Source organism: Mesorhizobium sp. P2_C4 (assembly GCF_056404575.1).
The window spans coordinates 1,215,045-1,239,542 of record NZ_JBFUDT010000002.1; the positions used below are offsets into that span (position 1 = coordinate 1,215,045).

The window sequence follows — 24,498 nt, forward strand, 5'->3', positions numbered from 1 at the left end:
ATTTGTTAATGCAGCACCAGCATGTCGCTTGAGGAGAAGGAAATCTCAGCCTTTTCGCCGACAGCCGGCGGCGGAGCGGCAGGGCTGTTGAAGGTGTCAAGCGACACCGTGCTGCCACCGATGCCGACGCGAACCCGGATGACCGAGCCCAGGAAATGCACCTCGGAGATTTCGCCCGAAAGGCTGGAATCGCGCCCGGGCTGGCGACCAAGCGAAATCGCTTCAGGCCGCAAAGCCAGCGACAGCGTGTCGCCGGATTTGGAACCGTTGAGCTTGCCCTTGAGCAGCACCTCCTCGCTGTTGACACGCACCTTGCCGGACGCGGCGTCGGTGACGGTGCCTTCGAGCACGTTGAGTGTTCCGACGAAATTGGCGACGAACTTGGTAGCCGGCCGGTTGTAAATCTCGAACGGCGTACCGACTTGCTCGGCCTTGCCGCCATACATGACGGCGATGCGGTCGGAGATCGACAGCGCTTCTTCCTGGTCATGGGTAACGAAGATGGTGGTGATGTTGAGCTTCTTCTGGATCGAGCGGATTTCCTCGCGCAGCGACACGCGCACCTTGGCGTCGAGAGCCGACAGCGGTTCGTCGAGGAGGAGGAGCTTCGGTTTCGGCGCGATGGCGCGGGCCAGCGCGATGCGCTGCTGCTGGCCGCCGGAGAGTTGGTAAGGATAGCGGTCGGCCATCTGCGGCAGCTTGATGATGTCGAGCATCTCGGCCACGCGTCTGTCGATGTCCGCCTTGGGCATGCCGGCGACCTTCAGTCCAAAGCCGATGTTCTGCGCCACCGTCAGGTTGGGAAACAGCGCATAGGCCTGGAACACCATGCCGACATTGCGCTGGTTTGGCTTCAGCCTCGTGATGTCCTTGCCGGCAACGACGATCTTGCCCGCCGACGGCTCTTCGAAACCGGCGACCATGCGCAGAACGGTGGTCTTGCCGCACCCGGACGGCCCGAGGAAGGAAACGAATTCGCCCGGCTCGACATCAAGATTGAAATCTTCGACCACGGTGGTGGCACCGAAGGATTTTCGCACATGCTGGATGGAGAGGAATGGTTCGGCCATGGCTTTTTCTTTCGATCAGTACTTTGTCGATCAGTTTGGGCGGTTCGCCGATCTCGGCGCAAAGCGGGACAGGATCTGGATCAGCGACATGCAGCCCCAGGTAATGGCGAACGCGATGATGGCAAGCGCCGCAGGCTCATAAGCGCGGTTGGCGCCGACGTTCTGCAGATAGGGACCGAAGGCAGGCCGGTTGAGCAGGCTGGCCATGGTGAATTCGCCAATGACGATGGCGAAGGTGAGGAAGGCGCCCGACAGCACCGCGATCAGCACATTGGGCAGGATCACTCGACCAATGATCGTGCCCCAACCGGCGCCAAGGATCTGCGCCGCTTCGGTCAGCGTCCTGACATCAATGGTGCGAAGGCCGGTGTCGACGGCGCGGTACATGTAGGGCAGTGCCAGCATCGCATAGCCGATGACGAGCAAGGCATTGGTACCCATGTCGGTCGCCAGGAATGGCAGCGGCGAATTCGAACCGTACATCCTGATATAGCCGAAGACGATAACGATGGCCGGAATGACCAGCGGCAGCAGCGTGATGAACTCGACGATGGGCCGCAGTTGCGGCAGGCGCAGCCGGATCCAGTAGGCGGCGGGAACCACGATCAGCACACCGAGAATGATGGTGAAGACGGCGGCGAGCACCGAGTAGCCAAAGGTCGCCTGAAAACGAGGGTCACCAAGCACGATCTGATAGGCGTCGAAGGAATAGGCGCCACGCCGCATGCGCATCGAGAATTCCACCGTCGCGATCAGCGGGATGAAGAAATAGGCCGCGCCAAGCGCGAAGACGACCCAGGCCCAGAATCTGCCGGACTTCATTTCAGCCACCTTTCCGAACGCGTCCGGAACCAGATGTAGAAGACATTGGCCAGCCCGGTGATGACGATCATGCCGAAGGCGATCGCATAGCCGAGATGAGCATTGTGCAGCACGTCGCCGCGGATCTGCGCATAGAGCAGGATCGGCACGATGTTGAGTGAGGAGCCGGTCAGCGCATAAGCGGTGGCGATGGCGCCGAATGCATTGGCGAAGAGCAGGATGACCGTGCCGAGGAAGCTCGGCCAGATCACCGGGATGACCACCATGCGCCAGTATTGCGCCTGGGTGGCGCCGAGCGTCGCGGCGGCCTCGCCCCATTCCTTCTTCAAGCCGTCGATCGCCGGCGTGATGATGACCACCATCAGCGGAATCTGGAAATAGACGTAGGTCAGCGTCAAACCCCAGAACGACAGGATGTTGAAGCCGTGTGCGTAGATGTTGAGACCGAACACGGTGTTGAGGAGCACCGTGGCGAGGCCGAGCCGTCCGAGTGTCGCGAGGAAGGCGAAGGCCAGCGGTACGCCGGCGAAATTGGAAGCAACGCCGGAAAAGGTTAGCGTTGCCGAGCGTATCCACTCCGGCAGGCCGCCGCGCACGATGGCGATGGCGATGGCGAGACCCGCGAAGGCGCCGATCAGCGCCGAGGAAAGGCTGACCTTGAGCGAGATCCAGTAGGCGGCGACAATCGACGGCTGCGCCAGTGCCGCTATGTTTTCCAACGTGAATTCGCCGGCATCGTTCTGGAATGCGCCCAGCATCAGATAGAGCGTGGGCAAGATCAGGAACATGATGGCGAAGATGAAGAATGGCGCAACGCCGAGCCATTGCGTCGGCAGTCGCAATGCGCGCGCCTCGCTTGGGGGTGCGGTCTTCCCGGCAACTGCGTGATCGGAAAGCGAGAGATCTGTCATGCGCCGGCTACCGTCTCCGATGAACACCGGGCGGCCGCGAGGCCGCCCGGTTGGCTTGATGCCTTACTTGACGTTGGCGCCGACGACGGCATCCCAGTTCTTGGTGACGGCTTCCTTCGCCTTGCCCTGCTCGTCGAGCGTCGGGAACACCGCAGCGGTGTAAGCCTCGGCCGGCGGCAGCTTGGCCATCACGTCCGCCGGGAGCTTGCCGTTCTTGGCAAGATCGTTGAAGCGGATCGGGTGGCAATAGCCCTTCAGCCAGCCGATCTGGCCTTCGTCGGAGTAGAGATACTCCAGCCAGAGCTTGGCAGCGTTCGGATGCGGTGCGAAAGCGCTGATCGCCTGCACGTAGACGCCGGCGACGACACCGGTCTTCGGCACGACGACGTCGACGGGCGGATTGCCCTTCAGCGTGTCGCGGCCGGCAAGTGCGTTGTAATCCCAGGTCACCAGGATCGGCGTCTGGCCTTGAGCCAGGGTCGCCGGCTTGCCGATGACCGGCACGAAATTACCGGCGGCATTGAGCTTCTTGAAGAAGTCGAGGCCAGCGGTGCCGGCAGGTTCGCCGGCAGCAGCGCCGCCGGAAAGGCCAGCGGCGTAGACGGCCTGGATGGCCTGGTTCGAGGCGCGCGGGTCGCCGGCAAGCGCCACGGTGTTGGCGAATTCCGGCTTCAGCAGGTCAGCCCAGTCAGCCGGCGATTCCTTGACGAGGTCCTTGTTTACCAGGAAGGACAGCACGCCGTAGTAGTCGCCGGTCCAGAACCCATCGGCATCCTTGGCCGAGTCGGGGATCGAGTCCCAGGTCGACACTTTGTAGGGCTGGATCAGGCCGTCGGCCTTGGCGGTCGGACCGAAGGACAGGCCAACGTCGATGACGTCAGGCGCCTGCGGCCCTTTGTTGTCCTTGTTGGCCTTGATCGCCTCGACCTCATCGCCGGAGCCGGCATCGGGGTTGAGTTCGTTGATGGTGATCTCAGGATACTTTGCCTTAAAGCCGTCGATGACGGCGCCATAGCCGCACCAGTCATGCGGCAGGGCGATGGTGGTGAGTTGGCCTTCCGCCTTCGCGGCCTTGACGAGATCGTCCAGCGAAGCTGCGGACGAAATCGCCGACGACGCAAAAAGGGTCGCGGCCGAAAGGGAAAGCACTTTCCCCGTGAATTTGAACATGTGTTCTCTCCGTTGAACTGACGCCGTTGGACGCCTGCGATGCGGTATCGTTTTCATGTGACAGCCAGATGAAAGCTTTGTGAAACCGGCGCCCGCAGTACGAAAAAGTAAACTCTTTTTAACCGGTCGTAGCAATCGCCCCGCGATTATTTTTCCGGCTAACTAGTTTCTGCCTGCCTTTCGCCCTCTCCCCTTTCCTTTCCCCTCGTTTTCCAATTCAATTTTCGGCACCAAATCCGCCTCAGACGGTGCCGGCGATGGCGTTTTCCAGCAGCGTCAGCGCCGCCTTCTTGGTCAGCTTGACCGGGTTGCCGCCGGCGGTCGGATCGACCACCGCCATATCGGCGATCAAGCCCTTGCGCTTCTTGTCCATGTCGAGCCCCTTGATCAGGCCGGGCAGCGCATGCGGCACCTTCAACTCCTTGCGCAGTTTGATGACCGCCTTGGCGAAGCCGTCGAACCCGCCCTTGATGCCGCAATAGGCGGCGAGCCGGGCGATCCGCTCTTCAATCGAGTCCCGGTTGAAGGCCAGCACATAGGGCATGAACACGGCATTGGTCATGCCATGGTGGGTGTCGTAGAGCGCGCCGATCGGATGCGACAGCGAATGGATGGCGCCCAGCCCCTTCTGGAAGGCGGTGGCGCCCATGGCGGCCGCACTCATCATGTGGGCGCGGGCAACGAGATCCTTGCCGTTGGCATAGGCCTTCGGCAGGTTTTCGAAGACCAGCCGCACACCTTCCACGGCAATGCCGTCAGCCATCGGATGATAACCCGGCGCGCAATAGGCTTCGAGGCAATGGGCAAGCGCGTCCATGCCGGTGCCGGCGGTGATGAAACCCGGCATGCCGACCGACAGTTCGGGGTCGGCAATGACGATCGCCGGAAGCAGCTTTGGATGGAAAATCACCTTCTTGGTGTGGGTCGCCTCATTGGTGATGACACCGGCGCGGCCGACCTCGGACCCGGTGCCGGCTGTGGTCGGCACCGCGATGATCGGCGCGATCGCATCCGAATTGGCGCGCGTCCACCAGTCGCCGACATCCTCGAAGTCCCAGACCGGACGCGTCTGCCCGGCTTGGAAGGCGATCAGCTTGCCGAGATCGAGCGCCGAGCCGCCGCCGAAAGCGATGACGCCGTCATGCTTGCCCTTTTTGAACACGGCGATGCCGGCGGTGAGGTTGGACTCCACCGGGTTTGGCCTCACTTCGGAGAAGACCCCGTAGGGCACCTTGGCATCATCGAGAATTTTCAGCGTCGAAGCGACGACCGGCAGCTTCGCCAGACCCGGATCGGTGACGAACAGCGGCCGCTTGATGCCGGTTGCCGCCAGCACGTCGGGCAGTTCCTTGATGCGCCCGGCGCCGAAGCGGACGGTGGTGGGGAAATTCCATTTCGAGGTCAGCTTGGACATTTTTGTCTTTCAGAAAATCAGATGGTTTCACGCAGGTGGAACGACTTCGGCCGGGTCAGGTTGTCGTAGCCGATGGCCGACAGGGCAGCCCCTTTGCCGGTGTCCTTGACGCCGGTCCAGACCAGCGCCGGATCGAGATAGTCGCAGCGGTTCATGAACACGGTGCCGGTTTCGACGCGGTCGCCGATCGCCGCCGCATGGTCGGTATCGCGCGTCCAGATCGAGGCCGTCAGCCCATAGGGGCTGTCGTTCATCAGCGCGATCGCCTCCTCGTCATTGCGCACCTTCATGATGCCGACGATCGGGCCAAAACTTTCCTCGCGCATGACACTCATCTGGTGGTCGACTTGCGTCAGCACCTCCGGCGCCAGATAGGGCGAGCCTGCCTGGTCGTTGGCCACCTTCATGTTGATGTGCGCCTTGGCACCCTTGCGCAACGCCTCGGCCTTCTGCTCACGGATCAGATCGGCAAAGCGTGCCTGCGCCATCGGCCCCATTGTGGTTGCCTGATCGAGCGGGTTGCCGACGACATAGTTCTTCGTCTCGGCAATGAAGCCTTCGACGAATTCGTCATAGACCTTCTCGTGGACATAGACGCGCTCGATGCCGCAGCAGCATTGGCCGGAATTGAAGAAGGCGCCGTCAACAAGGTTGGCGACAGCATGGTCCATCTTGGCGTCGGGCAGGACATAGGCCGGGTCCTTGCCGCCAAGCTCGAGGCCGAGGCTCATGAACGTGCCGGCCGCCGCCTTTTCGATCGCGCGGCCGCCGCCGACCGAGCCGGTGAAATTGACGTGGTCGATCTTGCCTGAACCGAGCAGCTTCTCGGTCTGGCTGTGGTTCAGGACGATGTTCTGGAACAGCCCCTTGGGCAGGCCGGCCTTGTCGAAAGCCTGCTGGAAACGTTCGCCGACCAAGAGCGTCTGCGCCGCATGCTTGAGGATGACGGCGCTGCCAGCCATCAATGCCGGCACGATGGTGTTGACGGCGGTCAGATACGGATAGTTCCACGGCGCGATCACCATGACGACGCCGAGCGGCACCTTCTTCACATAGCGGCGGAACCCGTCCTTCGGATTGGAGGCCAGGACCGGCTTGAGAGCAGCTTCGGCGATCTCGACCATATAGTTGGTGCGCTCCTTGACGCCGCCGAACTCGCCGCCATAGCGTACCGGACGGCCCATCTGCCAGGCGATCTCCGGCACGATGTCGTCGGTCATGGCGACCAGCGCTTCCAGCATGGCCAGCATATATTTGCCGCGCTCGACGATCGGCGTCAGCGCCCATTTCTCCTGCGCCGCCTTGGCCCGCTCGACCGCGGCATTGATGGCCTGGTCGGTGGCGACAGCCCGTTCGGCATAGATCGAGCCATCAATAGGTGATTTGAGTTTGACCGTTTCGGTCATTCTTTAAGTCCTCGCACTTTGTAACAATCGAATATCGTATGGCTTGGCGCTGCCCCTCATCCGCCTGCCTGCACCTTCTCCCCGTATGGTGACGGGGAGAAGAGCGAAGCTCCAGCGTCTGCGCCCCGGTTGTTCACGGCGAGAGGGCAAGGGCGCTCCGGGCTAGCTTAGTACCGCTCGAACCCTCTGTGCAGTTCCCAATCCGTAATCCGGCGGTCGTATTCGAACTGCTCCCACTTCGCGGTGTGGACGTAATGTTCGAGCACGTCGTCGCCGAGCGCCTGCTTCAGCATCTTCGACTTGGCCAGCGTCTCGGTGGCGTCCCGAAGCGTCTTCGGGATCTCCGGCAGGCGCGAGGCTTGATAGGCATCGCCGACGAAAGGCTTCTGCAGTTCCAGCTTCTCATCGATGCCGGCGAGGCCGGCGGCAATCAGCGCTGCAAAGGCGAGATACGGGTTCAGATCGGCGCCGCCGATGCGGCATTCCATGCGGATGCCCTTGGTGCCTTCGCCGCACAGGCGGAAGCCGGCGGTGCGGTTGTCCTCGCTCCACATGATCTTGGTCGGCGCAAAGGTGCCGGCCTGGAAGCGTTTGTAGGAATTGATGTAGGGCGCCAGGAACCAGGTGAACTCCTTGGCATATTTCAGCTGGCCCGCCGCCCATTGCTGGCCAAGCGTCGACAACGTCCAGTCGGCCTTCTTGTCGAAGAACAAAGGTGTCTTGCCGTCGGCGCTCCACAGCGAATTGTGGATATGGCTGGAATTGCCGGCGAGCCCGTAATTGTATTTCGACATGAAGGAAATCGACTTGCCTTCGGACTCGGCAATCTCCTTGGCGCCGTTCTTCAGGATGGCGTGGCGGTCGGCCATGTCGAGCGCCTCGGCATAGCGCACATTGATCTCTTCCTGGCCCGGGCCCCACTCGCCCTTGGAGTTTTCGATCGGGATGCCGGCCGCTTCCATTTCGTTGCGAAGCCGGCGCATGACGCCTTCTTCCTTGGTGGTGATGCCGATCTGGTAGTCGCCGATGTACGGCGAGGCCGTGTCGAGCCCCTGCCAGTGCTTCTTGCGGGCGGAATCATAGGTCTCGTTGAACAGATAGAATTCGAGCTCGGAGGCGAAGTAGCCGATGTAGCCGCGCTCGGTGAGCCGCTTGACCTGCTTCTTCAGCATGGCGCGCGGCGAATGCGGCAGGTCGTCATGGGTGTGGTGGTCGAGCACGTCGCAGATCACCAGCGCGGTCTTCTCCAGCCACGGAATGCGCCGCAGCGTCGCCAGATCCGGCTTCATGACGAAATCGCCATAGCCCTTCGACCAGCTTGCCGCCTTGTAGCCCGGCACCGGCTCCATATCGATGTCGGCGGCCAAGAGATAGTTGCAGCCATGCGTCTCGTCATGGGCGGAATCGACGAAATACTGTGCGAGGAAACGCTTTCCCGCGAGCCTGCCCTGCATGTCGACGATGCAGGCCAGCACCGTGTCGATCTCGCCATTGGAGACCGCTTTCTTCAACTGATCGAACGAGAAATTTCCGGCCATTCCTTTGGCACTCCAGCGCTGGTCGATTGAGGGGTAAATGAAACCATGGCCGGCGCGAGGCCGGCCATGGCCGTGATGGTTGACGTTAGTTGCCGGTTTCGCCGACCGCCTGTTCGGCTGCCTTGATCGCCGCCTGGCGGGCCGCGATGATGTCGCCGAGCGGCGGGCCCTGGAAGCGGTTGCGTTCGAAAGCAAACCACACGATCGCCGTCAGGATGAAGAAGCCGACGGTGATGTACAGCGCCCAGTCGTTCGGCGGCTGGATGCCGATGACGAAGATCAGGATCATCGAGATGATCGAGAGAACGCCGAACAGCATGAAGATGCCGCGACCCAGGTTCCACGGCCCCATCTTGTCCCACTTCGGCGTGCCCCAGGCCAGCATGCCGAGCACGATCGGAACGGTGAACGACAGGAACAGGAAGATGACGGTGCAGGACACGACGATGGTGTAGGCCGAGGTGCCGGCAACCGAAACCAGCGTCGATCCCCAGACGAACAGCACCGACAGGATCGATGCCGTCCAGATCGCCGCCACCGGCGTGCGGTAGGTCGGGCTGACCTTGGCGAGCGCCGCCGAGCCTGGCAGGCCGCCGTCACGCGAGAAGGCGAAGATCATGCGCGAAGCCGAGGTGACGGTCGCGAGACCGCACAGCAGCTGGGCGATGAACACCACGAGATAGACGAACTCCTTGAGCCCCGTGCCGACACGCTGGTCGAAGGCCCAGAAGAACACGTTCCAGCCCTGCTTGGCGGCGTCGTCCATGTTCGGGATCATCAGCACGAAGGCGGCCAGGAACAGATAGCCGAACACCGCCGACCAGATCACCGACATAACCATCGCGCGCGGCACCGAGGAAGCCGCCTTGATGGTTTCTTCCGAGGTATGCGCCGAAGCATCGTAGCCGGTAATCGTATAGATCGGCAGCAGCAGGCCGAGCGCGAACACCCAGGCGTTCGAGACCGACGGCCAGACGCTGGCGCCGGCCTCACCTGAGTAGTTGTGGAAGGTGAAGAGCCGGCTGAAGTCCCAAGTCTCGGCAGAGAACAGGCAGACAACCGCGATCAGGATCGAGCCGAAGAAGATCAGATAGCCCGAAAAGTCGGTCAGCTTCGCCGTTAGCTTGATGCCGAGATGGTTGATCAGTGCCTGGGCGCCGGTGATGATGACCAGGAAGATCATCTGGTTGGTCAGCGTGCCCTCGATGCCGAGCGTCGGTCCGAAGGCGCCGATGAAGAACGTCCAGGTGCCGACATTGATGGCGCCCAGCACGGTGATCAGTCCGAGCAGGTTGAGCCAGGCCGTGACCCAGCCGGTGCCGCGATTGCCGAGGATCGAACCCCAGTGATAGAGGCCGCCGGCCGTCGGATAGGCCGAGCTGATCTGAGACATGGCGACCGCGAAGGTCAGCGAGACGAAGCAGCCGACCAGCCAGCCGATGCCGATGCCGATGCCGCCGGCGCCCGACGTTGCCTGCGCCAGCGAGTTGATACCGCCGGACAGGATGCAGATGATCGAGAAGGAAACGGCGAAATTCGAAAAGCGGCTTAGCCGCCGCTCCAGTTCCTGGGCGTAGCCCATGCTGTGGAGGGCCTTTACGTCCTCCGCCTTATCAACGTCTGAATAACCCGGTGTTGTCATGTCGGAATTCCCCTCATTTTTGTTAGACGCCCGATCGACCTTAGCCGATCGGGCGATTGTGTGTTTGCGTTACGCCGTCTGGCCGACGGCCTTTTCTGCGGCCGCGATCTCCGCCGCGCGGCGAGCAATGTCGGCGCCGATCGGCGGGCCCTTGAAGCGGCGCGACTCGATGCCGAACCAGAGGACCACGAGCAGAACGATCAGGCCGATGGCATAGTTGATCAGGATGTCGAATGGCGGCTGGATGCCCGCATACATCAGGACCAGAACACCAAGCACCGTGATGACGGCGAACGGCTTGGACCAGATGCCGAGGCGGAACGGACCGAATTCGGTCCAGCTCTTGCCCTCGGCAAGCAGGCCAGCCGCCACCGGCATGGCGTAGGACACGTAGAGGAACAATGCACAGCCGGCGGCCAGTGCGGCAAAAGCCGGCGAATACAGTGTCGCTGCGACCGCGAGCACCGCGCCGAGCCAGATCGCCGCCACCGGCGTACGCCATGTCGGGCTGACGGTTTTCCACACCGACGACCCGGGCAGACCGCCGTCACGCGCAAAGGCAAAGATCATGCGCGAGGTCGACGTCAGTCCGGCGAGCGCGCAGATGAAGTTCGCCAGCACGATCGCAATGGCAATGATGCTCTTCAGCCAGAATGGTGCCGGCAGGTTGTTGAAGAGATTGAACCAGGCACTGGCGCCATCCTTGGCCGTGGCTGCCAGATCGGGGCTGGCCAGCACGAACGACACAGCCATGGCAAAGCCGAAGACCAGCGACCACAGAACCGAATGGATCATGCCACGCGGCACCGCCACGCGGGCATTGTGGGTCTCTTCGGACGTGTGGGCCGAGGCATCGAAGCCGGTGATCGTATAGAGCGGGTAGAGCAGGCCGATCAGGAAGGCGACGAGTGCCGTCCGTGCGGTGGGAACGTATCCGGCGCCCGGATCACCGGTGTTGTTGACGAAGGTGGTGAGCCGCGAGAAATCCCAGCTTGCGCCCCAGATCAGGAACATTGCGGTCAACACGACGGCGACGACCAGAATAAGGTAGCCCGAGAAATCCGTCAGTATGGTGGTGAGCTTGATGCCGAAATGGTTGATCAGCGCCTGCGCGACGGTGATGATCACAACGCCGATCACCTGCTCCTGATACCCCCAGGCGGAGACGTCATGGCCGAACACGCCGGACCAGACGAGATCCTTAAACAGTGCATAGACACCGACATTGACCGAGGCGACGACGAAGACCAGGCCGAGCAGGTTGATCCAGGCCGTAGCCCAGCCCCAGCCGCGCCCGCCAAGAATTGACGACCAGTGGTAGAGACCGCCGGCCGTTGGGTAGGCCGAGCCGATCTGGCCAAGCGACGCGGCCACGACAAGCGCAAAGACACCGCCGATGACCCAGCCGACGGTCGCCTCGAAGCCACTGCCGGTAGCCATCGCCAGCGGGAAGGACGTGATGCCGCCCGCCAGAATGCAAATGATCGAAAAGGAAATCGCGAAGTTCGAGAAGCCGCTCATGCGGCGAGCCAATTCCTGGGCATAGCCCATGCTATGGAGGGTTTTTACGTCCTCCGACCTCTCATGGTCTGATGTATCCGGTCCTGCCATTTTCGTTCCCCTCGTGTTTCTAGCTGGCCGATTGAACTGATTTTCCCATTGCGTGTCGCCGGGAACCCTTGGCCTCCTCGGGTTCCAGATCAGAAAAAATGCCGGTGAGCAGATCCGCCCATTTCCGCTGCCCGGTCTCGCCGGAGATTTCGTCGTTGCGGATTTCGATCATTGCGCAGGCAAGGCCACGCGAGCGCGCATGGCGCTCCAGGGTGAAGTAAACGCGGTCGGCCGGCGAATAGGGTTCGTTGATACCAACGGTAACGCCGGCAAGACGCTGGAGTGCTGCTATCAGCGGCGACGCCAGCCGGCGGTCGTCATCATGAATGATGCCGATATGCCAGGGCCGGCTCTTGCCTTTGTAGACTGGGGTGAAGGAATGCACCGACACCAGCCGCGTCTCCTGCCCGCGCGCCAGCCGGTCGTCGATGATGTTGGCGATCGTGTCATGGAACGGTCGCCATGACAAAGCGATCCGTTCGGCGCGCTCACTGTCCGATAAGCCGGCATTGCCTGGAATGATCGTCGTCTCGCTGACCGGCGGCACCAGGTCCGGTGCGTCGAGCGGACGATTGCAGTCGATGATGAGCCGCGAGATGCGGGTTTCGATCAGCGTCGCATCGAGCGCCTCAGCCATGCGGCTTGCCACCGGCAGCGCGCCGGGGTCCCAGGCGATGTGGCGGGAAAGATCTTCTACGCTCAGGCCGAGCGTGCCGAATTCGGCCGGCAGGAAATTGGAAGCGTGGTCGCAGGTCAGCACGAAAGGGCTGGACCCGCCGGGGTTCGTCACCCTTACGGTATCAGACGATGCAAGGCTGGCGGGCCGTGCTCTCTCCATACTGCCGTCCCCTGGGGAGCGCTGTATCTTATGTTACGTATTTTGCCTCATTGCGTCCCCGTGGATGATTTCATACAGTTTGTCAGGCTTTGTCAAATGCGTTTTCGGGGAAGCATGACGGACCGGGCCAAGGGCGGGGGAAAACCATGATTTCCAGCATTGCCGAACTGATTTCGGACCGCATCGGCACGATGCCGGCCGGCGAGCGCCGTGCCGCGCAGACGCTGATTGCCAACTATCCGCTGATCGGGCTTAAGACGGTCGCCGAGTTCTCGGCCGCCGCAGGCGTATCGTCGCCGACCATCCTGCGCTTTGTCTCCAGGCTGGGGTTCCAGAACTATCCCGAATTCCAGTCGTCGCTGCAGGACGAACTGGCGGCGCAGTTGCAGTCGCCGGCATCGCGCACGCTCAACCCGGCCTCCCCAAGCGGTGCGATATCGCCGATGCTGGAAGCGACGCTGGACAACATGCGCGAGACCTTCCGGCATCTCTCCGACAGGCAGCTTGCCGATATCGCGGCCAGGCTTGCCGAGCGGCGCGGCAAGACCTTCCTGATCGGTGGCCGCTTCACCGACCCGCTGGCGCGCTACATGGCCGCCCACCTCGCCATCATCCAGCCCGACGTCTATCACCTTGCCGGCCAGGAGAGCATCTGGCGCGACCGGCTGATCGACATGGGCAAGCGCGACGTGCTGGTGATCTTCGACATCAGGCGCTACCAGGACAGCCTGGTGCGCTTCGCCGAGACGGCGCACCAGCGCGGCGTGCAGATCGTGCTGTTCACCGACCAGTGGCTGTCGCCGATCGCCCGCTTCGCCCGCCATGTCATCGCCGGGCGCACCGCCGTGCCGTCGGCCTGGGATTCCTCGGCGGCATTGTTCGTCGTCGCCGAGACGCTGATCGGCGCCGTCACCCGGCAACTCGAGGCCGACGGCGCCAAACGCATCCGCGAACTGGAAAGCCTGCGATAACGAGGCAACCAACCGTCTACGGCTTGATGAACACCTTGCCGTTGGGCTTGGCCAATTCAGCCGGAACTTTTGCCATCGCCTCGGCCAGCGGCACCACCGCCGTCACGTCGGTCGACCAGCGGCCGTCGGAAAACCGCTTCTGCGCCTCCAGGATGGCCGGTCCGCGGCGGTCGCGGAACTGGCGCATCCATTCGCTCAACCAGAAGCCCTCGATATGCTTGTGCTGGAAAATCAGCTGGCCGGGCTCGCGGATGATTGTCGTGTCGGGATCGAGCCGCCCGTAGATGACCCAGCGCGAGCGCTTCGGCATGACGTCGAAAATGGTCGACGCCAGCGGCCCGGTCACCGCGTCAAGGAAGATGCGCGGCTGCTCGGCCTTGACCACCTCGTGCAGCGTCGCCTTGAAATCCGGCGCCTTCTCGTTGAGGACATGGGCGGCGCCGATTTCCTGCAAGAGCGGGATCTGGTCGTCGCGGCGCACGGTGACGATCGGCCGGAACCCTTCCTCTTTCGCCAGACCGATGATCAGCTTGCAGAGCTGGCTGGCTCCGGCAGTCATGATGAAGGCCTTCTCGCCCTCCTGTTTAACGATGTCGAACATGGCGATCGCGGTGAGCGGGTTGACGATCATCGCCGCACCATCCTCGTCGCGGACCGTGTCGAGCAGCGGGATACACGCAGCCGCCTCGGCAACGGCGTAGTCGGCCCATGAGCCCCAGTTGGTGACGCCGGTGGCGAAGGCGACGCGCTTGCCGATCAGGCTTTTGGGATAAGGCTCGTCGCCGCTGGCGACGACGGTACCGACACCCTCGAAGCCGGCCGGCTGACCCTTGGCGCGCGGCTGGCCGTACATGCCCTTGACGAACATGACATCGGACGGATTGATCGAGGCAAGACTGACCTTGATCAGCACCTGTGTCGGCCCCGGCGCCGGCACAGCGATGCTGCCGGGCTGGAGATAGGGTTCCATCGCCTCCAGCACGCTGCCGCTCGGCGTCCTGGTGTAACCGTCGCCGGTCAGCAGCAACGCCTTCATCTCGGATGGGATGGCCATCGGGGTACTCCTTGGTTACCGCCAGAACGTCGCAACGCGGCCAGCTGAGCAGCCGCTCAAACCTTTTCTTGCGTGTACTTCTTCAGCTCGGTGCGCGCCACCTGCCGGCGATGCACCGCATCGGGTCCATCGGCGAGTCGCAGTGTGCGCAGATGCGTCCATGAACGTGCCAGCGGCGTGTCCTGGCTAATGCCCTGCGCGCCGAACATCTGCACCGCCTCGTCGGTAACCCTGAGCGCGACGCGCGGCGCAATCACCTTGATCTGGCTGATCCAAGGCGCGGCGGCCCGCGCATCGCCCTGGTCGATCATCCACGCAGCCTTGAGGCAAAGCAGCCGCGCCATCTCGATCTCCATGCGGCATTCGGCGATGATATCGAAATTGGCCCCCAGCTTCGCCAGCTTCTGCCCGAACGCCTCGCGGCGCACCGAGCGCTGGCACAGCATCTCCAGCGCCATCTCGGCCTGGCCGATGGCGCGCATGCAATGGTGGATGCGGCCGGGCCCAAGCCGCCCTTGCGCGATCTCGAAACCCCTGCCCTCGCCGAGGATCAGGTTCGAGGCCGGCACCCGCACATTGTCGAACCTGAGATGCATATGCCCGTGCGGCGCGTCGTCGTCGCCATAGACCTGCATCGCCCGAACCTTGGTCACGCCCTTTGCTTCGGAAGGCACCAGGATCATCGAATGGCGGCGGTGCTGCGGCTCGCCGTCACCACCGGTCCGCACCATGACGATGTAGATGGCGCAGCGCGGATCGCCGGCGCCCGACGCCCACCATTTCTCGCCGTTCAGCACATAGTCGTCGCCTTGCCGTTCGCAGCGCATGACGATGTTGGTGGCGTCGGAAGAGGCGACATCCGGCTCGGTCATCAGATAGGCCGAGCGGATCTGTCCCTCGAGTAGCGGCTCCAGCCACGCCTTCTTGTGGTCCACCGAACCGTAGCGTTCCAGCACCTCCATATTGCCGGTGTCGGGCGCCGAGCAATTGAAGGTTTCGGCGCCAAGATGGGCCTTGCCCATCTCTTCGGCGAGGTAGGCGTATTCGACAGTGGAGAGGCCGTAGCCACGCTCCGAGCCGGTCAGCCAGAAATTCCACAGGCCGCGCTCTTTCGCGGTCTTCTTCAGCCCTTCGAGGATTTCGGTCTGGCGCGCGGTGTAGACCCAGCGGTCGCCATCCTTGCCGATTTCGGCCAGGAATTCCTCGCCCAGCGGCATGATCTCGTCGCGAACCATCGCCGTGACGCGCGCGTGGATCGGCTTCAGCCGCTCGGTCATGCCGAGATTCATCTCCGTCATCGGTCGCTAACCCTTCATGCACATCTGGGTACTTTACCCGTGGCAAGGATGACCGTACTTCGGGTAGCCTTGTCAACGCGAGCCCTTTCGCCCCGGACCGCGAGGGGAGAGGCGCGGAGGAACTGCGATGAGCTATCTGGACGAGCTGTTTTCGGTCGCCGGCAAGATCGCGCTGGTCACCGGGGCCGCAACCGGCATCGGCCGCATGGCGGCAACGGCACTCGTCAAAGCCGGCGCCACCGTGATGATCGCCTCGCGCAAGGGCGAGGATTGCATCAAGGTCGCCGACGCATTGAATGGGCTGGGCGCGGCCGGCCGGGCGGAGGGCTTTGCCGGCGACGTCTCCAGCGAGGCTGGCATCGCTGCCCTCGTTGCCGAGGTCAAGGCGCGAACCGAACGGCTGCACATCCTGGTCAACAATGCCGGCGTTTCATGGGGCGCGCCGCTAGAGACGTTTCCCTACCCGGCCTGGGCAAAAGTGTTCGGCGTCAACGTCACGGCGGTCTTCCACCTGACGCGCGAATTGCTGCCGTTGCTCGATGCCGCCGCCAGCGATGCCGATCCGGCCCGGGTGATCAATCTCGGTTCGGTGATGGGCACCCAGCCGCTGGCCGACGACGCCTATTCCTACACCGCCTCCAAGGCGGCCGTTCACCACCTGACGCGCACGCTGGCGATCGAGTTCGCCGCCCGCCGCATCACTGTCAACGCCTTCGCCCCCGGCCCTTTCCAGAGCCGGATGACCGCTTTCGCCACCGGCAGCGAGGAACAGGCCAAACATGTCGGCGGCCATGTTCCGATCGGCCGCATCGGCGCGCCGGATGACATTGCCGGCGCAACCCTCTATTTGTGCAGCCGTGCTGGCAGCTATGTCACCGGCGCCATCCTGCCGATCGATGGCGGGCAGTCGGTGCAGCATGGGCTGACGCTGTTCAAGGAATGATACAACCGACCGGAAAGCCGGCGGCTGAATTGGAGGACATCGCAGTGGAACCGATCAGTCTCGATGTGCTTCTGGCCAGTGTAGGCAAGGAAGTCGGCGTCTCGCCGTGGCGGGTGGTGTCACAACGCATGATCGACCAGTTCGCCGACGCCACCGACGACCACCAGTTCATCCATTGCGATCCCGAGCGGGCCATGCGCGAGACGCCGTTCGGCGGCACCATCGCGCACGGCTTCCTGTCGCTGTCGCTGTTGTCGGCCATGACCTTCGAGACCATGCCGCCGCTGGAAAACGGCAAGATGGGCGTCAATCACGGCTTCGATTCACTGCGCTTCCTGGCGCCGGTGAAGACCGGCGCGCGCATCCGCACCCGCTTCGTGCTGGCCGACGTCAAGGTCCGGCCGTCGGGCTGGGTGCAGACGGCGCATGATGTGACCATCGAGATCGAGGGTTCGAAGAAGCCGGCACTGACGGCGCGCTGGCTGACGCTGACGCTGATCGAGCGTCAGCCCGAGACCGCATGAGCGACCCGAACGCGCTCGACCCGTCGGCGCTTGCGCTCGACCAGGCAGCGCTAGCGCCTTATCTCGAGGCGGAAATCCCCGGTTTTGTCGGGCTTCGTTCCATCGAAAAGTTCAAATCCGGACAGTCGAACCCGACCTACCTGCTGACGGCCGCAAGCGGACGCTACGTGCTGCGCGCCAAGCCGCCGGGCCAGTTGTTGAAATCCGCGCATCAGGTCGACCGCGAATTCAGGGTGATGCAGGCGCTTGCCGGCACCGCGGTGCCGGTGCCGGAAGTGCTGCATCTGTCCCGCGAAGACTCGCCGATCGGCCGCATGTTCTATGTGATGGCCTTCCTCGATGGCCGCATCTTCTGGGACCCGGCGCTGCCGGAAGCCTCAGGCGATGATGAGCGCGCCGCCATCTACGATGCCATGAATGCGACGCTTGCCGCCTTGCACGATGTCGATGTCGAGGCGGCAGGGCTCGGCGATTTCGGCCGGCCGGGGAGTTATTTCGAACGCCAGCTGACGCGCTGGACCAGCCAGTACCGCGCCGCCGAAACCGGAGCGGTGGCCGATATGGATCGGCTGATCGCCTGGCTGGAGACGCACATGCCGGCCGACGACGGCCGGATATCCCTCGTGCATGGCGATTACCGGCTGGACAACATGATCTTCGCCCCCAGTGAGCCGAAAGTGCTGGCGGTGCTCGACTGGGAACTGTCAACATCAGGCCACCCCTTCGCCGACATCGCCTATCAGTGCATGCAATGGCGCCTGCCGCACGCGTCAGGCTTTCGCGGCCTTGGCGGCATCGACCGTGCCGCTCTCGGCCTGCCCTCCGAGGAAGCTTATGTCGCTGCCTATTGCCAACGCCGCGGGCTGGCCGGCATCGGCAACTGGACCTTCTTCCTCGCCTTCTCCTTCTTCCGGCTGGCTGCCATCTGCCAGGGCGTCTACAAACGCGCGCTGGACGGCAACGCCTCCAATCCGGAAAAGGCCAAAACCTATGCGCAAGCGGTCAAGCTGCTCGCCGGCCTTGCCGTGAAACTGATCGACGAGGAGACGTGATGGGCCGTTTTGACGGAGCGACGGTGCTGATCACCGGTGCCGCCGGCGGCCTCGGCTGCGGCGCGGCCAAGGGCTTTGCCGCCGAAGGCGCGCGGCTGGTCCTTTCCGACATCGACCACGCGGCGCTGGAAAGCCTCGCTGCCACGCTCGATACGGAAACAGCGATACTGGCCGGCAATATCGCCGACGAAGCGGTGTCGGAAGCTCTGGTGGCACTGGCGGTCGAAAAATTCGGCAGACTGGATGTCGCCGTCAACAATGCCGGCATCGTTCAGAGCCTCGTGCGCCTGCCGCAAGTGGCCTCTAATGAAGCGCGCCGCGTCCTGGAGATCGACCTGCTTGGCGTTTTCTACGCCATGAAGCACCAGATCCCGCAAATGGAACGGCAGTTCAAGGCGACCGGCAAAGGCGGCGCCATCGTCAACATCGCTTCGGTCGCCGGGCTGGTCGGCGCCCCGAAACTCTCGGTCTATGCCGCCGCCAAGCATGGCGTCGTCGGCCTGACCAAATCGGCGGCCGCCGAATACGCCACCAAGGGCGTGCGCATCAACGCCATCTGCCCGGCCCACACAAGAACGGCAATGGTCGACGGCTTCGTGCGTCTCTCCGGCGCGCCGGAAGCCGAGGCGCTGGCCGAGTTGACGCGCGGCGTGCCGATGAAGCGGGTCGGCGAAGTCGACGAGATCGTCACCGCCATCCTGTTTGCCGCCGACCCCGCCAATTCCTTCATGACCGGCCATGCGCTCGCCGTGGATGGCGGCGTCGGCGCAATCTGATGCATGCCGTTTGGGAACTTCCCGTGCTCTTGTCCGTTTTCGTACAGCGTATATAATTTAGATAGGCACCAACCAACCAAAGGCAGCAGACATTGCCGCTGAGCGTCCAGAAACGCCGCGAGAAACAAAAAGCCGAACTGCGTTCCGAACTGGTTGCCGCAGCCCACAAGCTCGTTCAGGAAGAAGGCTATGAGGGCCTGACCATCCGCAAGCTGGCCAAGCGGGTCGGCTATGCGCCGATGTCGGTCTATTCCTATTTCGCCGACAAGCAGGACATTCTGTTCGCGCTGGCCGAGGATGCGTTCGAAACCCTTGCCCGACGCATTGAAGAGCATCCCTCCGACGATCCGATCGAGGCGTTGCAAGCGGTGATGACCGAGTATGCCGCCTTCGGGCTCGGCAATCCCAACGAATACCGCACCGTGTTCATGACCGAAAAGACCAAGCTGCCGGAAGGCAGGAGCTACGAGGACATGGAAGAAGGCAACCCGGCGATGAAGGTGCTGATCTCGAGGGTCGAAGCCTGCGTCGCCGCCGGCAAGTTGCAAGGCGACCCGCGCGCCATCGCCACCATGCTGTGGGCAGTCGGCCACGGTACGATCTCGCTGCTGATCACCTTTCCGTTTTACCCCTTTGGCGATCCGCAGGCTTTCGTGAAGCGGATGTGCGATTTCACGCTGGCCACGCTCAGCACGCAAAACGTGCCGCCGCTGACCGAGACGCCGGTCAACTGCTGAACGGCCTTTCGTCTCCCTATTTCCTCGCCAGCCTTCCCAGCCAAACCGAGGGCGAGTTTCTTGGTTAACAAAAAGTTTACCGTACGCGTACGATTTTGGCTTGAACTTCGTGATCGGCAGGCGTATCTGTACATAAGACCGTACATGTACGGAAGAACTTCAACGGTCGAAAACGGAGACTGACGATGAAAAAGGCAATCCTCACCCTTGCAGCCGTATTGGCGTTCTCGGGCGCCGCCTTCGCCGGCACGAGCCAGCCGAGCAAGCATGTGCCCGCAGCTGTCTGCGTCGACACCAAGACCAATGTGAAGCTCGATTGCAGCGCGACCGGCTCGGTCGAAAAATCCGACGCCAAGGCCGACAGCAAGGGCCCGCGGCTCGGCATCGAGATCAATCCGTGGATCGTGCCCAGCTCGTTCTGAGCTGACCCGGTAGCCTGACCAAGAACGGCACAACGACAAAGGGCGGCAGGATCTCCTGGCCGCCCGTTTTCATAACCGCTTCGGCCCGCTTCCGCTGCAGCCCGGTCAGAGCTTATGTCTTGGGTTTCTTCATTCCCGCCACGACCTTGGCCTTGCCGGGTCTGGCCGGCGCACCGGAAATGGACGTTGCGGTGATCGACACCGGATCGCTGGCCGGAAACGTATCCTCGAGACCTTCCTCGAGTTCCTCTTCCGCACTCACCTCGTGATGCTGCTCATGTTCGAGCGAGCGGACGGCCGGCGTCTTCTTGACCGGTGACTTCGGCGCGGATTTCGACGGCATCGGCGTTCTCCCTCGACTGGCTGACGCAGAACGATCGGGCACGGCAGACGTTCCCGGAGCAATCCGAAAAGGATTGCTCTACGCCGCCGCGTCGACTGCCGCCTCCGACAGGAAAGTAAAGACATAATCGGAGAAGGAACGCCAGCATTCGACCCGGAAGGCATCAGTGGCGGTGCGCAGCAGCACGATCTCGACCTTGCCCAGAATGGTACGCGAGCACGCCCCCACCGGAAAAGCCTCGAGCGACAGATCCTGCGGACAGCCCGCATTGACCGTCGTAGCGGCGGCCGGGCCGGTGACCGATATGGCAATATTTCGATGCGAGATGCCGACCGCCGAATGCAGAGCGCTAACCTTGGCGCAATCGGCAAGCAGGTCTTTTCCACCCTCGTCGATGACCAGCCATTCGTCAGGACCGAGCCACAAAGCCGTTCGCCCGGCCTTTGTTGCCGAGGTCTTCGGCTTCTGTGGCACGGTCACGCCGAGCGCCTTGGACAGTGCTGCAACCGAAGCCTCCGGGGCGCGCAGCGAAATGCGCTCCGCCGGCGGCAGGATAGCCAGCTTGACGCCGGTGGCGGAAAGCTCCTGACCGGCGAGCGCGGCACGGCGTTCAACCGAAGCCGCGGCAGTGGATGTCGTCTTCGCAGCAGCCTTAGCCATTGAGGCGCCCTCCCGTCTCGTCGAAGAACACCATGCCGGTGACCTCCACTTCGATCACCCCGTTCGGCATCGGCACATAGAGCGTGTCGCCCATCCGGTCGCGGCCGCCGGCGACCAGCGCCAGCGCGATCGAGCGGCCGCAATTTTCCGACCAGTAGCTGGAGGTGACGTGGCCGATCATCTTCATCGGGATCGCCTGCTTCGGGTCCTCGACGATCTGGGCGCCTTCTTCCAGCACCACTTTCGGGTCCTTGGTCTTCAGGCCGACAAGCTGCTTGCGGCCCTTGGCCACCAGGTCCGGCCGCGCCATGCCGCGGATGCCGACGAAATCGGCCTTCTTCTTGCCGACCGCCCAGTCGAGCCCGGCGTCATTCGGCGTCACCGTGCCGTCAGTATCCTGGCCGACGATGATGTAGCCCTTTTCGGCGCGCAGCACGTGCATCGACTCGGTGCCGTAGGCGGCCGCGCCATGCTTCTGGCCCTCGGCCCACAGCGCTTCCCAGACCGCCTGGCCATAGTCGGCCGGCACGTTGACCTCAAAACCGCGCTCGCCGGTGAACGACATGCGAAACAGCCGTGTCGGCACGCCGCAAATCTTGCCTTCGCGCACCGACATATGCGGCAGCGCCTCGTCCGACATGTCGATGCCTTCGACCAGCGGCGCGATGATATCGCGCGACTTAGGACCTTGCACAGCGATGACCGCCCACTGTTCGGTGATCGAGGTCAGCCAGACATTGAGATGCGGGAATTCGGTCTGGAGATAATCCTCCATGTGGTTCATGACGCGCGGCGCGCCGCCGGTCGTCGTCGTCACATGGAAGCGATCCGGCGCCAGTCGGCCGACGACGCCGTCGTCGTAGATGAAACCGTCCTCGCGCAGCATGATGCCATAGCGGCAGCGGCCGGGCTCGAGCTTCTCCCATGGGTTGGTGTAGAGCAGTTCCATGAACTTGGCCGCGTCAGGCCCGACCACTTCGATCTTGCCCAGCGTCGAGGCATCGAACAGGCCGGCGGTCTTGCGCACGGTCACACATTCGCGGTCGACGGCGGCATGCATATCCTCGCCACCCCTCGGGAAATACCAGGCGCGCTTCCACTGGCCGACATCCTCGAACACCGCGCCCTGGGCTGCCGCCCAGGAATGGATCGCCGTCTTGCGGGTCGGATCGAACAGCGGACCCCGCGCGTGGCCGATGATGGCGCCGAACGTCACCGGCGTGTAGGGCGCCCGGAACGTCGTCAGGCCAACCTGTGGGATCGGCTTGCCCAGCGTCTCGGCGGCAATCGCCAGGCCGTGCATGTTGGAGGTCTTGCCCTGGTCGGTCGCCATGCCGTTGGTGGTGAAGCGCTTGACGTGCTCGATCGAGCGCATGCCTTCATGCACCGCCTGGCGGATATCCTTGGCGGTGACGTCGTTCTGGAAATCGACGAAGGCCTTCACCGTCGTATCAGGCCCGGCGCCGGGGGCGGCGCCCAGCATGCCGCGTGACCAGCTCTCGCTTGCGTCGACCTTCGGCTTGCTGCCTTTTGCCGCCTTGGCGCCAGCATCCTTCGCTGCCTTGGCGCCGGCCGCATAGGCCTCGTCGATCGTCGCCGACAGCCCGTCCGTGCCGTTGCAGGCGCCGACAGAGACGCAATCCTGCGCATAAGCGCCGGGCACGAAGCGCTTGGTCTCGTCGTTGAAGGCGACCTTGCCGCGTGACTGCGAGAACAGATGCACCGACGGCGTCCAGCCGGCCGACATCAGGATCGCGTCGACCGGAATGGTACGCTCGCCGCCGCCATTCTTCGGCTGCACGGTCATCGACGACACGCGCAATTTTCCGCCTGCGCGGATCACCGCGCGGCCGAAATTGACCTCGATACCGAGCGCCCTCGCCGCGTCGATGACCGGTCCGGTCGGGTTGTCGCGCAGGTCGACGATGGCCGCCACGTTGACACCGGCCTTCTTCAGGTCGATCGCAGCAGCATAGGCGGAATCATTGGCGGTGTAGACACCGACATTCCTGCCGACCGCGACGCCGTAGTGGTTGAGATAGGTGCGTGCGGCGGACGCCAGCATGACGCCCGGCCGATCATTGTCGGCAAACACCATGTGCCGCTCGATTGCGCCGGTCGCCAGCACGACGTGCCTGGCGCGAACCTGCCAAAGCCGCTCGCGTGGCAGGTCGCGGCCGGGGCTTTGCAGATGGTCGCTGACCCGTTCGACCAGGCCGACGAAATTCTGCGCGTAGTAGCCAAAGGCGGTCGTGCGCGACAGCACGCGGACATTGTCCATCGCCCTGAGTTTGGCGACCGTGGCTTGCGCCCAGGCATAACCATCCTGGCCGTCTATCTTCGCGCCGGATTCGAAACGCAAGCTGCCGCCGAAATCCGCCTGTTCGTCGGCAAGAATGACGCGCGCGCCGGTCTCGGCTGCGGCGAGGGCTGCGGCAATGCCGGCGGCGCCACCGCCCACCACCAGCACATCGCAATGGGCAAAGCGGGCGGAGTAGTGGTCGGGATCCGGCTTGTCGGGGGCGACGCCAAGACCGGCCGCAGCCCGGATCTTCGGCTCGTAGAGGTTCTTCCAGGCCGCCTTCGGCCACATGAAGGTCTTGTAGTAGAAGCCGGCCGAAAACAGCGGCGAGGCAATGTCGTTGACCGCGCCAACGTCAAAGGCCAGCGACGGCCAGCGGTTCTGCGAGCTCGCGTCGAGCCCCTCATAGAGCTCCTGCACGGTGGCGCGGATGTTCGGCGCCTTGCGCGCCGCATCGCGCTTGATCTCGACCAGCGCGTTCGGCTCTTCCGCGCCGGCGGACAGGAAGCCGCGCGGACGGTGGTACTTGAACGAACGTCCCACCAGATGCACGCCATTGGCAAGCAGCGCCGAGGCCAGCGTGTCGCCTTCGATGCCGGCGTAGGACTGGCCGTCGAAGCTGAAGCGGGCGGTCTTGGCCTGCTTCAGACGCCCGGCGCCGGGAATGCGGAACGCGCCACTCATTGGGCAACTCCCGGCAGTTTTGACGGTTTCGGTTCGCCGGCCTTGTAGGTCATCAGGAACTTGTCGGTGACGGTGTCGCGCACGGCGTTGAAGAACCGCGCGCAGCCATGCATGTGCCGCCAGCGCTCATAGATGATGCCTTTGGGATTCGAGCGGATGAAGAAGAACTTTTCGAAATCGTCATCGCTCTCGCCGGCCATGTTGGCCGAACGCGCAATATGCGCCTCGCCGGCGTTGCGGAACTCGAGCTCCGGACGCTCTTCCTCGCAATAGGGGCAGCGGATGAGAAGCATTCTATTTCGTTCCTACA

General features: G+C 63.2%; 23 protein-coding genes. 7 read left to right on the forward strand and 16 right to left on the reverse strand.

Annotation, left to right across the window (positions count from 1 at the left end; translation table 11 throughout):
* Nucleotides 1–5: 5 nt before the first annotated feature.
* The 10 genes from AC1DX6_RS12165 to AC1DX6_RS12210 form a co-directional block, all read right to left on the reverse strand.
* The gene (locus AC1DX6_RS12165) at nucleotides 6–1,070 is read right to left on the reverse strand and encodes an ABC transporter ATP-binding protein (protein WP_477313485.1); all 1,065 of its coding nucleotides are present in this window, start codon (nucleotides 1,068–1,070) and stop codon (nucleotides 6–8) included.
* 30 nt (nucleotides 1,071–1,100) lie between these two features.
* Entirely contained in the window at nucleotides 1,101–1,892 is a 792-nt protein-coding gene (locus AC1DX6_RS12170) for an ABC transporter permease (RefSeq protein ID WP_477313487.1), read from the reverse strand.
* Nucleotides 1,889–2,803 (reverse strand): ABC transporter permease, encoded by a 915-nt coding sequence (locus tag AC1DX6_RS12175; protein ID WP_477273299.1) that lies wholly within the window; start codon nucleotides 2,801–2,803, stop codon nucleotides 1,889–1,891. The genes AC1DX6_RS12170 and AC1DX6_RS12175 overlap by 4 nt, the downstream gene beginning before the upstream one ends.
* 63 nt (nucleotides 2,804–2,866) lie before the next feature.
* Nucleotides 2,867–3,973: an ABC transporter substrate-binding protein gene (locus AC1DX6_RS12180; protein WP_477313489.1), complete on the reverse strand. Its 1,107-nt coding sequence runs from the start codon at nucleotides 3,971–3,973 to the stop codon at nucleotides 2,867–2,869.
* A gap of 241 nt (nucleotides 3,974–4,214) precedes the next feature.
* Nucleotides 4,215–5,387, reverse strand: a complete 1,173-nt coding sequence (locus tag AC1DX6_RS12185; protein WP_477313491.1) for an iron-containing alcohol dehydrogenase — start codon at nucleotides 5,385–5,387, stop codon at nucleotides 4,215–4,217.
* 17 nt (nucleotides 5,388–5,404) lie between these two features.
* Nucleotides 5,405–6,793, reverse strand: a complete 1,389-nt coding sequence (locus AC1DX6_RS12190; protein WP_477313493.1) for an aldehyde dehydrogenase family protein — start codon at nucleotides 6,791–6,793, stop codon at nucleotides 5,405–5,407.
* A gap of 167 nt (nucleotides 6,794–6,960) precedes the next feature.
* The gene (locus AC1DX6_RS12195; protein ID WP_477313495.1) at nucleotides 6,961–8,331 is read right to left on the reverse strand and encodes a glutamine synthetase family protein; all 1,371 of its coding nucleotides are present in this window, start codon (nucleotides 8,329–8,331) and stop codon (nucleotides 6,961–6,963) included.
* 85 nt (nucleotides 8,332–8,416) lie between these two features.
* Nucleotides 8,417–9,973, reverse strand: coding sequence for an amino acid permease (locus tag AC1DX6_RS12200; protein WP_477313497.1), 1,557 nt, complete (start codon nucleotides 9,971–9,973; stop codon nucleotides 8,417–8,419).
* A gap of 69 nt (nucleotides 9,974–10,042) precedes the next feature.
* Nucleotides 10,043–11,584, reverse strand: a complete 1,542-nt coding sequence (locus AC1DX6_RS12205; RefSeq protein WP_477313499.1) for an amino acid permease — start codon at nucleotides 11,582–11,584, stop codon at nucleotides 10,043–10,045.
* A gap of 19 nt (nucleotides 11,585–11,603) precedes the next feature.
* Nucleotides 11,604–12,422 carry an N-formylglutamate amidohydrolase gene (locus tag AC1DX6_RS12210; protein WP_477313501.1) on the reverse strand — a complete coding sequence of 273 codons (819 nt, stop codon included), beginning with the start codon at nucleotides 12,420–12,422 and terminating at the stop codon, nucleotides 11,604–11,606.
* A 146-nt stretch (nucleotides 12,423–12,568) separates the two neighbouring features.
* Here AC1DX6_RS12210 and AC1DX6_RS12215 point away from each other — a divergent pair, with 146 nt between their 5' ends.
* A complete protein-coding gene (locus tag AC1DX6_RS12215) occupies nucleotides 12,569–13,393 on the forward strand; it encodes a MurR/RpiR family transcriptional regulator (RefSeq protein ID WP_477313503.1) in 825 nt (274 codons plus the stop codon).
* 16 nt (nucleotides 13,394–13,409) lie between these two features.
* Here the strand turns inward: AC1DX6_RS12215 and AC1DX6_RS12220 are convergent, their stop codons facing one another.
* Together AC1DX6_RS12220 and AC1DX6_RS12225 are read right to left on the reverse strand one after the other, a co-directional pair.
* Nucleotides 13,410–14,447, reverse strand: coding sequence for a zinc-binding dehydrogenase (locus AC1DX6_RS12220; RefSeq protein ID WP_477313505.1), 1,038 nt, complete (start codon nucleotides 14,445–14,447; stop codon nucleotides 13,410–13,412).
* A gap of 56 nt (nucleotides 14,448–14,503) precedes the next feature.
* Nucleotides 14,504–15,745: an acyl-CoA dehydrogenase family protein gene (locus AC1DX6_RS12225; protein ID WP_477313507.1), complete on the reverse strand. Its 1,242-nt coding sequence runs from the start codon at nucleotides 15,743–15,745 to the stop codon at nucleotides 14,504–14,506.
* 127 nt (nucleotides 15,746–15,872) lie between these two features.
* Here AC1DX6_RS12225 and AC1DX6_RS12230 point away from each other — a divergent pair, with 127 nt between their 5' ends.
* From AC1DX6_RS12230 to AC1DX6_RS12255, 6 genes are all read left to right on the forward strand, one after another.
* Nucleotides 15,873–16,688, forward strand: coding sequence for an SDR family oxidoreductase (locus AC1DX6_RS12230; RefSeq protein ID WP_477313509.1), 816 nt, complete (start codon nucleotides 15,873–15,875; stop codon nucleotides 16,686–16,688).
* Nucleotides 16,685–17,212 (forward strand): MaoC family dehydratase, encoded by a 528-nt coding sequence (locus tag AC1DX6_RS12235; protein WP_477313511.1) that lies wholly within the window; start codon nucleotides 16,685–16,687, stop codon nucleotides 17,210–17,212. Before AC1DX6_RS12230 ends, AC1DX6_RS12235 begins: the two co-directional genes overlap by 4 nt.
* The gene (locus AC1DX6_RS12240; RefSeq protein ID WP_477313513.1) at nucleotides 17,209–18,264 is read left to right on the forward strand and encodes a phosphotransferase family protein; all 1,056 of its coding nucleotides are present in this window, start codon (nucleotides 17,209–17,211) and stop codon (nucleotides 18,262–18,264) included. The genes AC1DX6_RS12235 and AC1DX6_RS12240 overlap by 4 nt, the downstream gene beginning before the upstream one ends.
* Entirely contained in the window at nucleotides 18,264–19,040 is a 777-nt protein-coding gene (locus AC1DX6_RS12245) for an SDR family NAD(P)-dependent oxidoreductase (RefSeq protein ID WP_477313515.1), read from the forward strand. Before AC1DX6_RS12240 ends, AC1DX6_RS12245 begins: the two co-directional genes overlap by 1 nt.
* Nucleotides 19,041–19,132: 92 nt before the next feature.
* Nucleotides 19,133–19,777 carry a TetR/AcrR family transcriptional regulator gene (locus AC1DX6_RS12250; RefSeq protein ID WP_477313517.1) on the forward strand — a complete coding sequence of 215 codons (645 nt, stop codon included), beginning with the start codon at nucleotides 19,133–19,135 and terminating at the stop codon, nucleotides 19,775–19,777.
* A gap of 185 nt (nucleotides 19,778–19,962) precedes the next feature.
* Entirely contained in the window at nucleotides 19,963–20,199 is a 237-nt protein-coding gene (locus tag AC1DX6_RS12255) for a DUF680 domain-containing protein (protein WP_477313519.1), read from the forward strand.
* Between the two features lie 112 nt (nucleotides 20,200–20,311).
* Here the strand turns inward: AC1DX6_RS12255 and AC1DX6_RS12260 are convergent, their stop codons facing one another.
* From AC1DX6_RS12260 to AC1DX6_RS12275, 4 genes are all read right to left on the reverse strand, one after another.
* A complete protein-coding gene (locus AC1DX6_RS12260) occupies nucleotides 20,312–20,542 on the reverse strand; it encodes a hypothetical protein (protein WP_477313521.1) in 231 nt (76 codons plus the stop codon).
* Between the two features lie 78 nt (nucleotides 20,543–20,620).
* Nucleotides 20,621–21,202 carry a sarcosine oxidase subunit gamma gene (locus AC1DX6_RS12265; RefSeq protein WP_477313523.1) on the reverse strand — a complete coding sequence of 194 codons (582 nt, stop codon included), beginning with the start codon at nucleotides 21,200–21,202 and terminating at the stop codon, nucleotides 20,621–20,623.
* A complete protein-coding gene (locus AC1DX6_RS12270; RefSeq protein ID WP_477313525.1) occupies nucleotides 21,195–24,188 on the reverse strand; it encodes a sarcosine oxidase subunit alpha in 2,994 nt (997 codons plus the stop codon). Before AC1DX6_RS12270 ends, AC1DX6_RS12265 begins: the two co-directional genes overlap by 8 nt.
* Nucleotides 24,185–24,481 (reverse strand): sarcosine oxidase subunit delta, encoded by a 297-nt coding sequence (locus AC1DX6_RS12275; protein ID WP_477313527.1) that lies wholly within the window; start codon nucleotides 24,479–24,481, stop codon nucleotides 24,185–24,187. The genes AC1DX6_RS12270 and AC1DX6_RS12275 overlap by 4 nt, the downstream gene beginning before the upstream one ends.
* Nucleotides 24,482–24,498 lie beyond the last annotated feature (17 nt).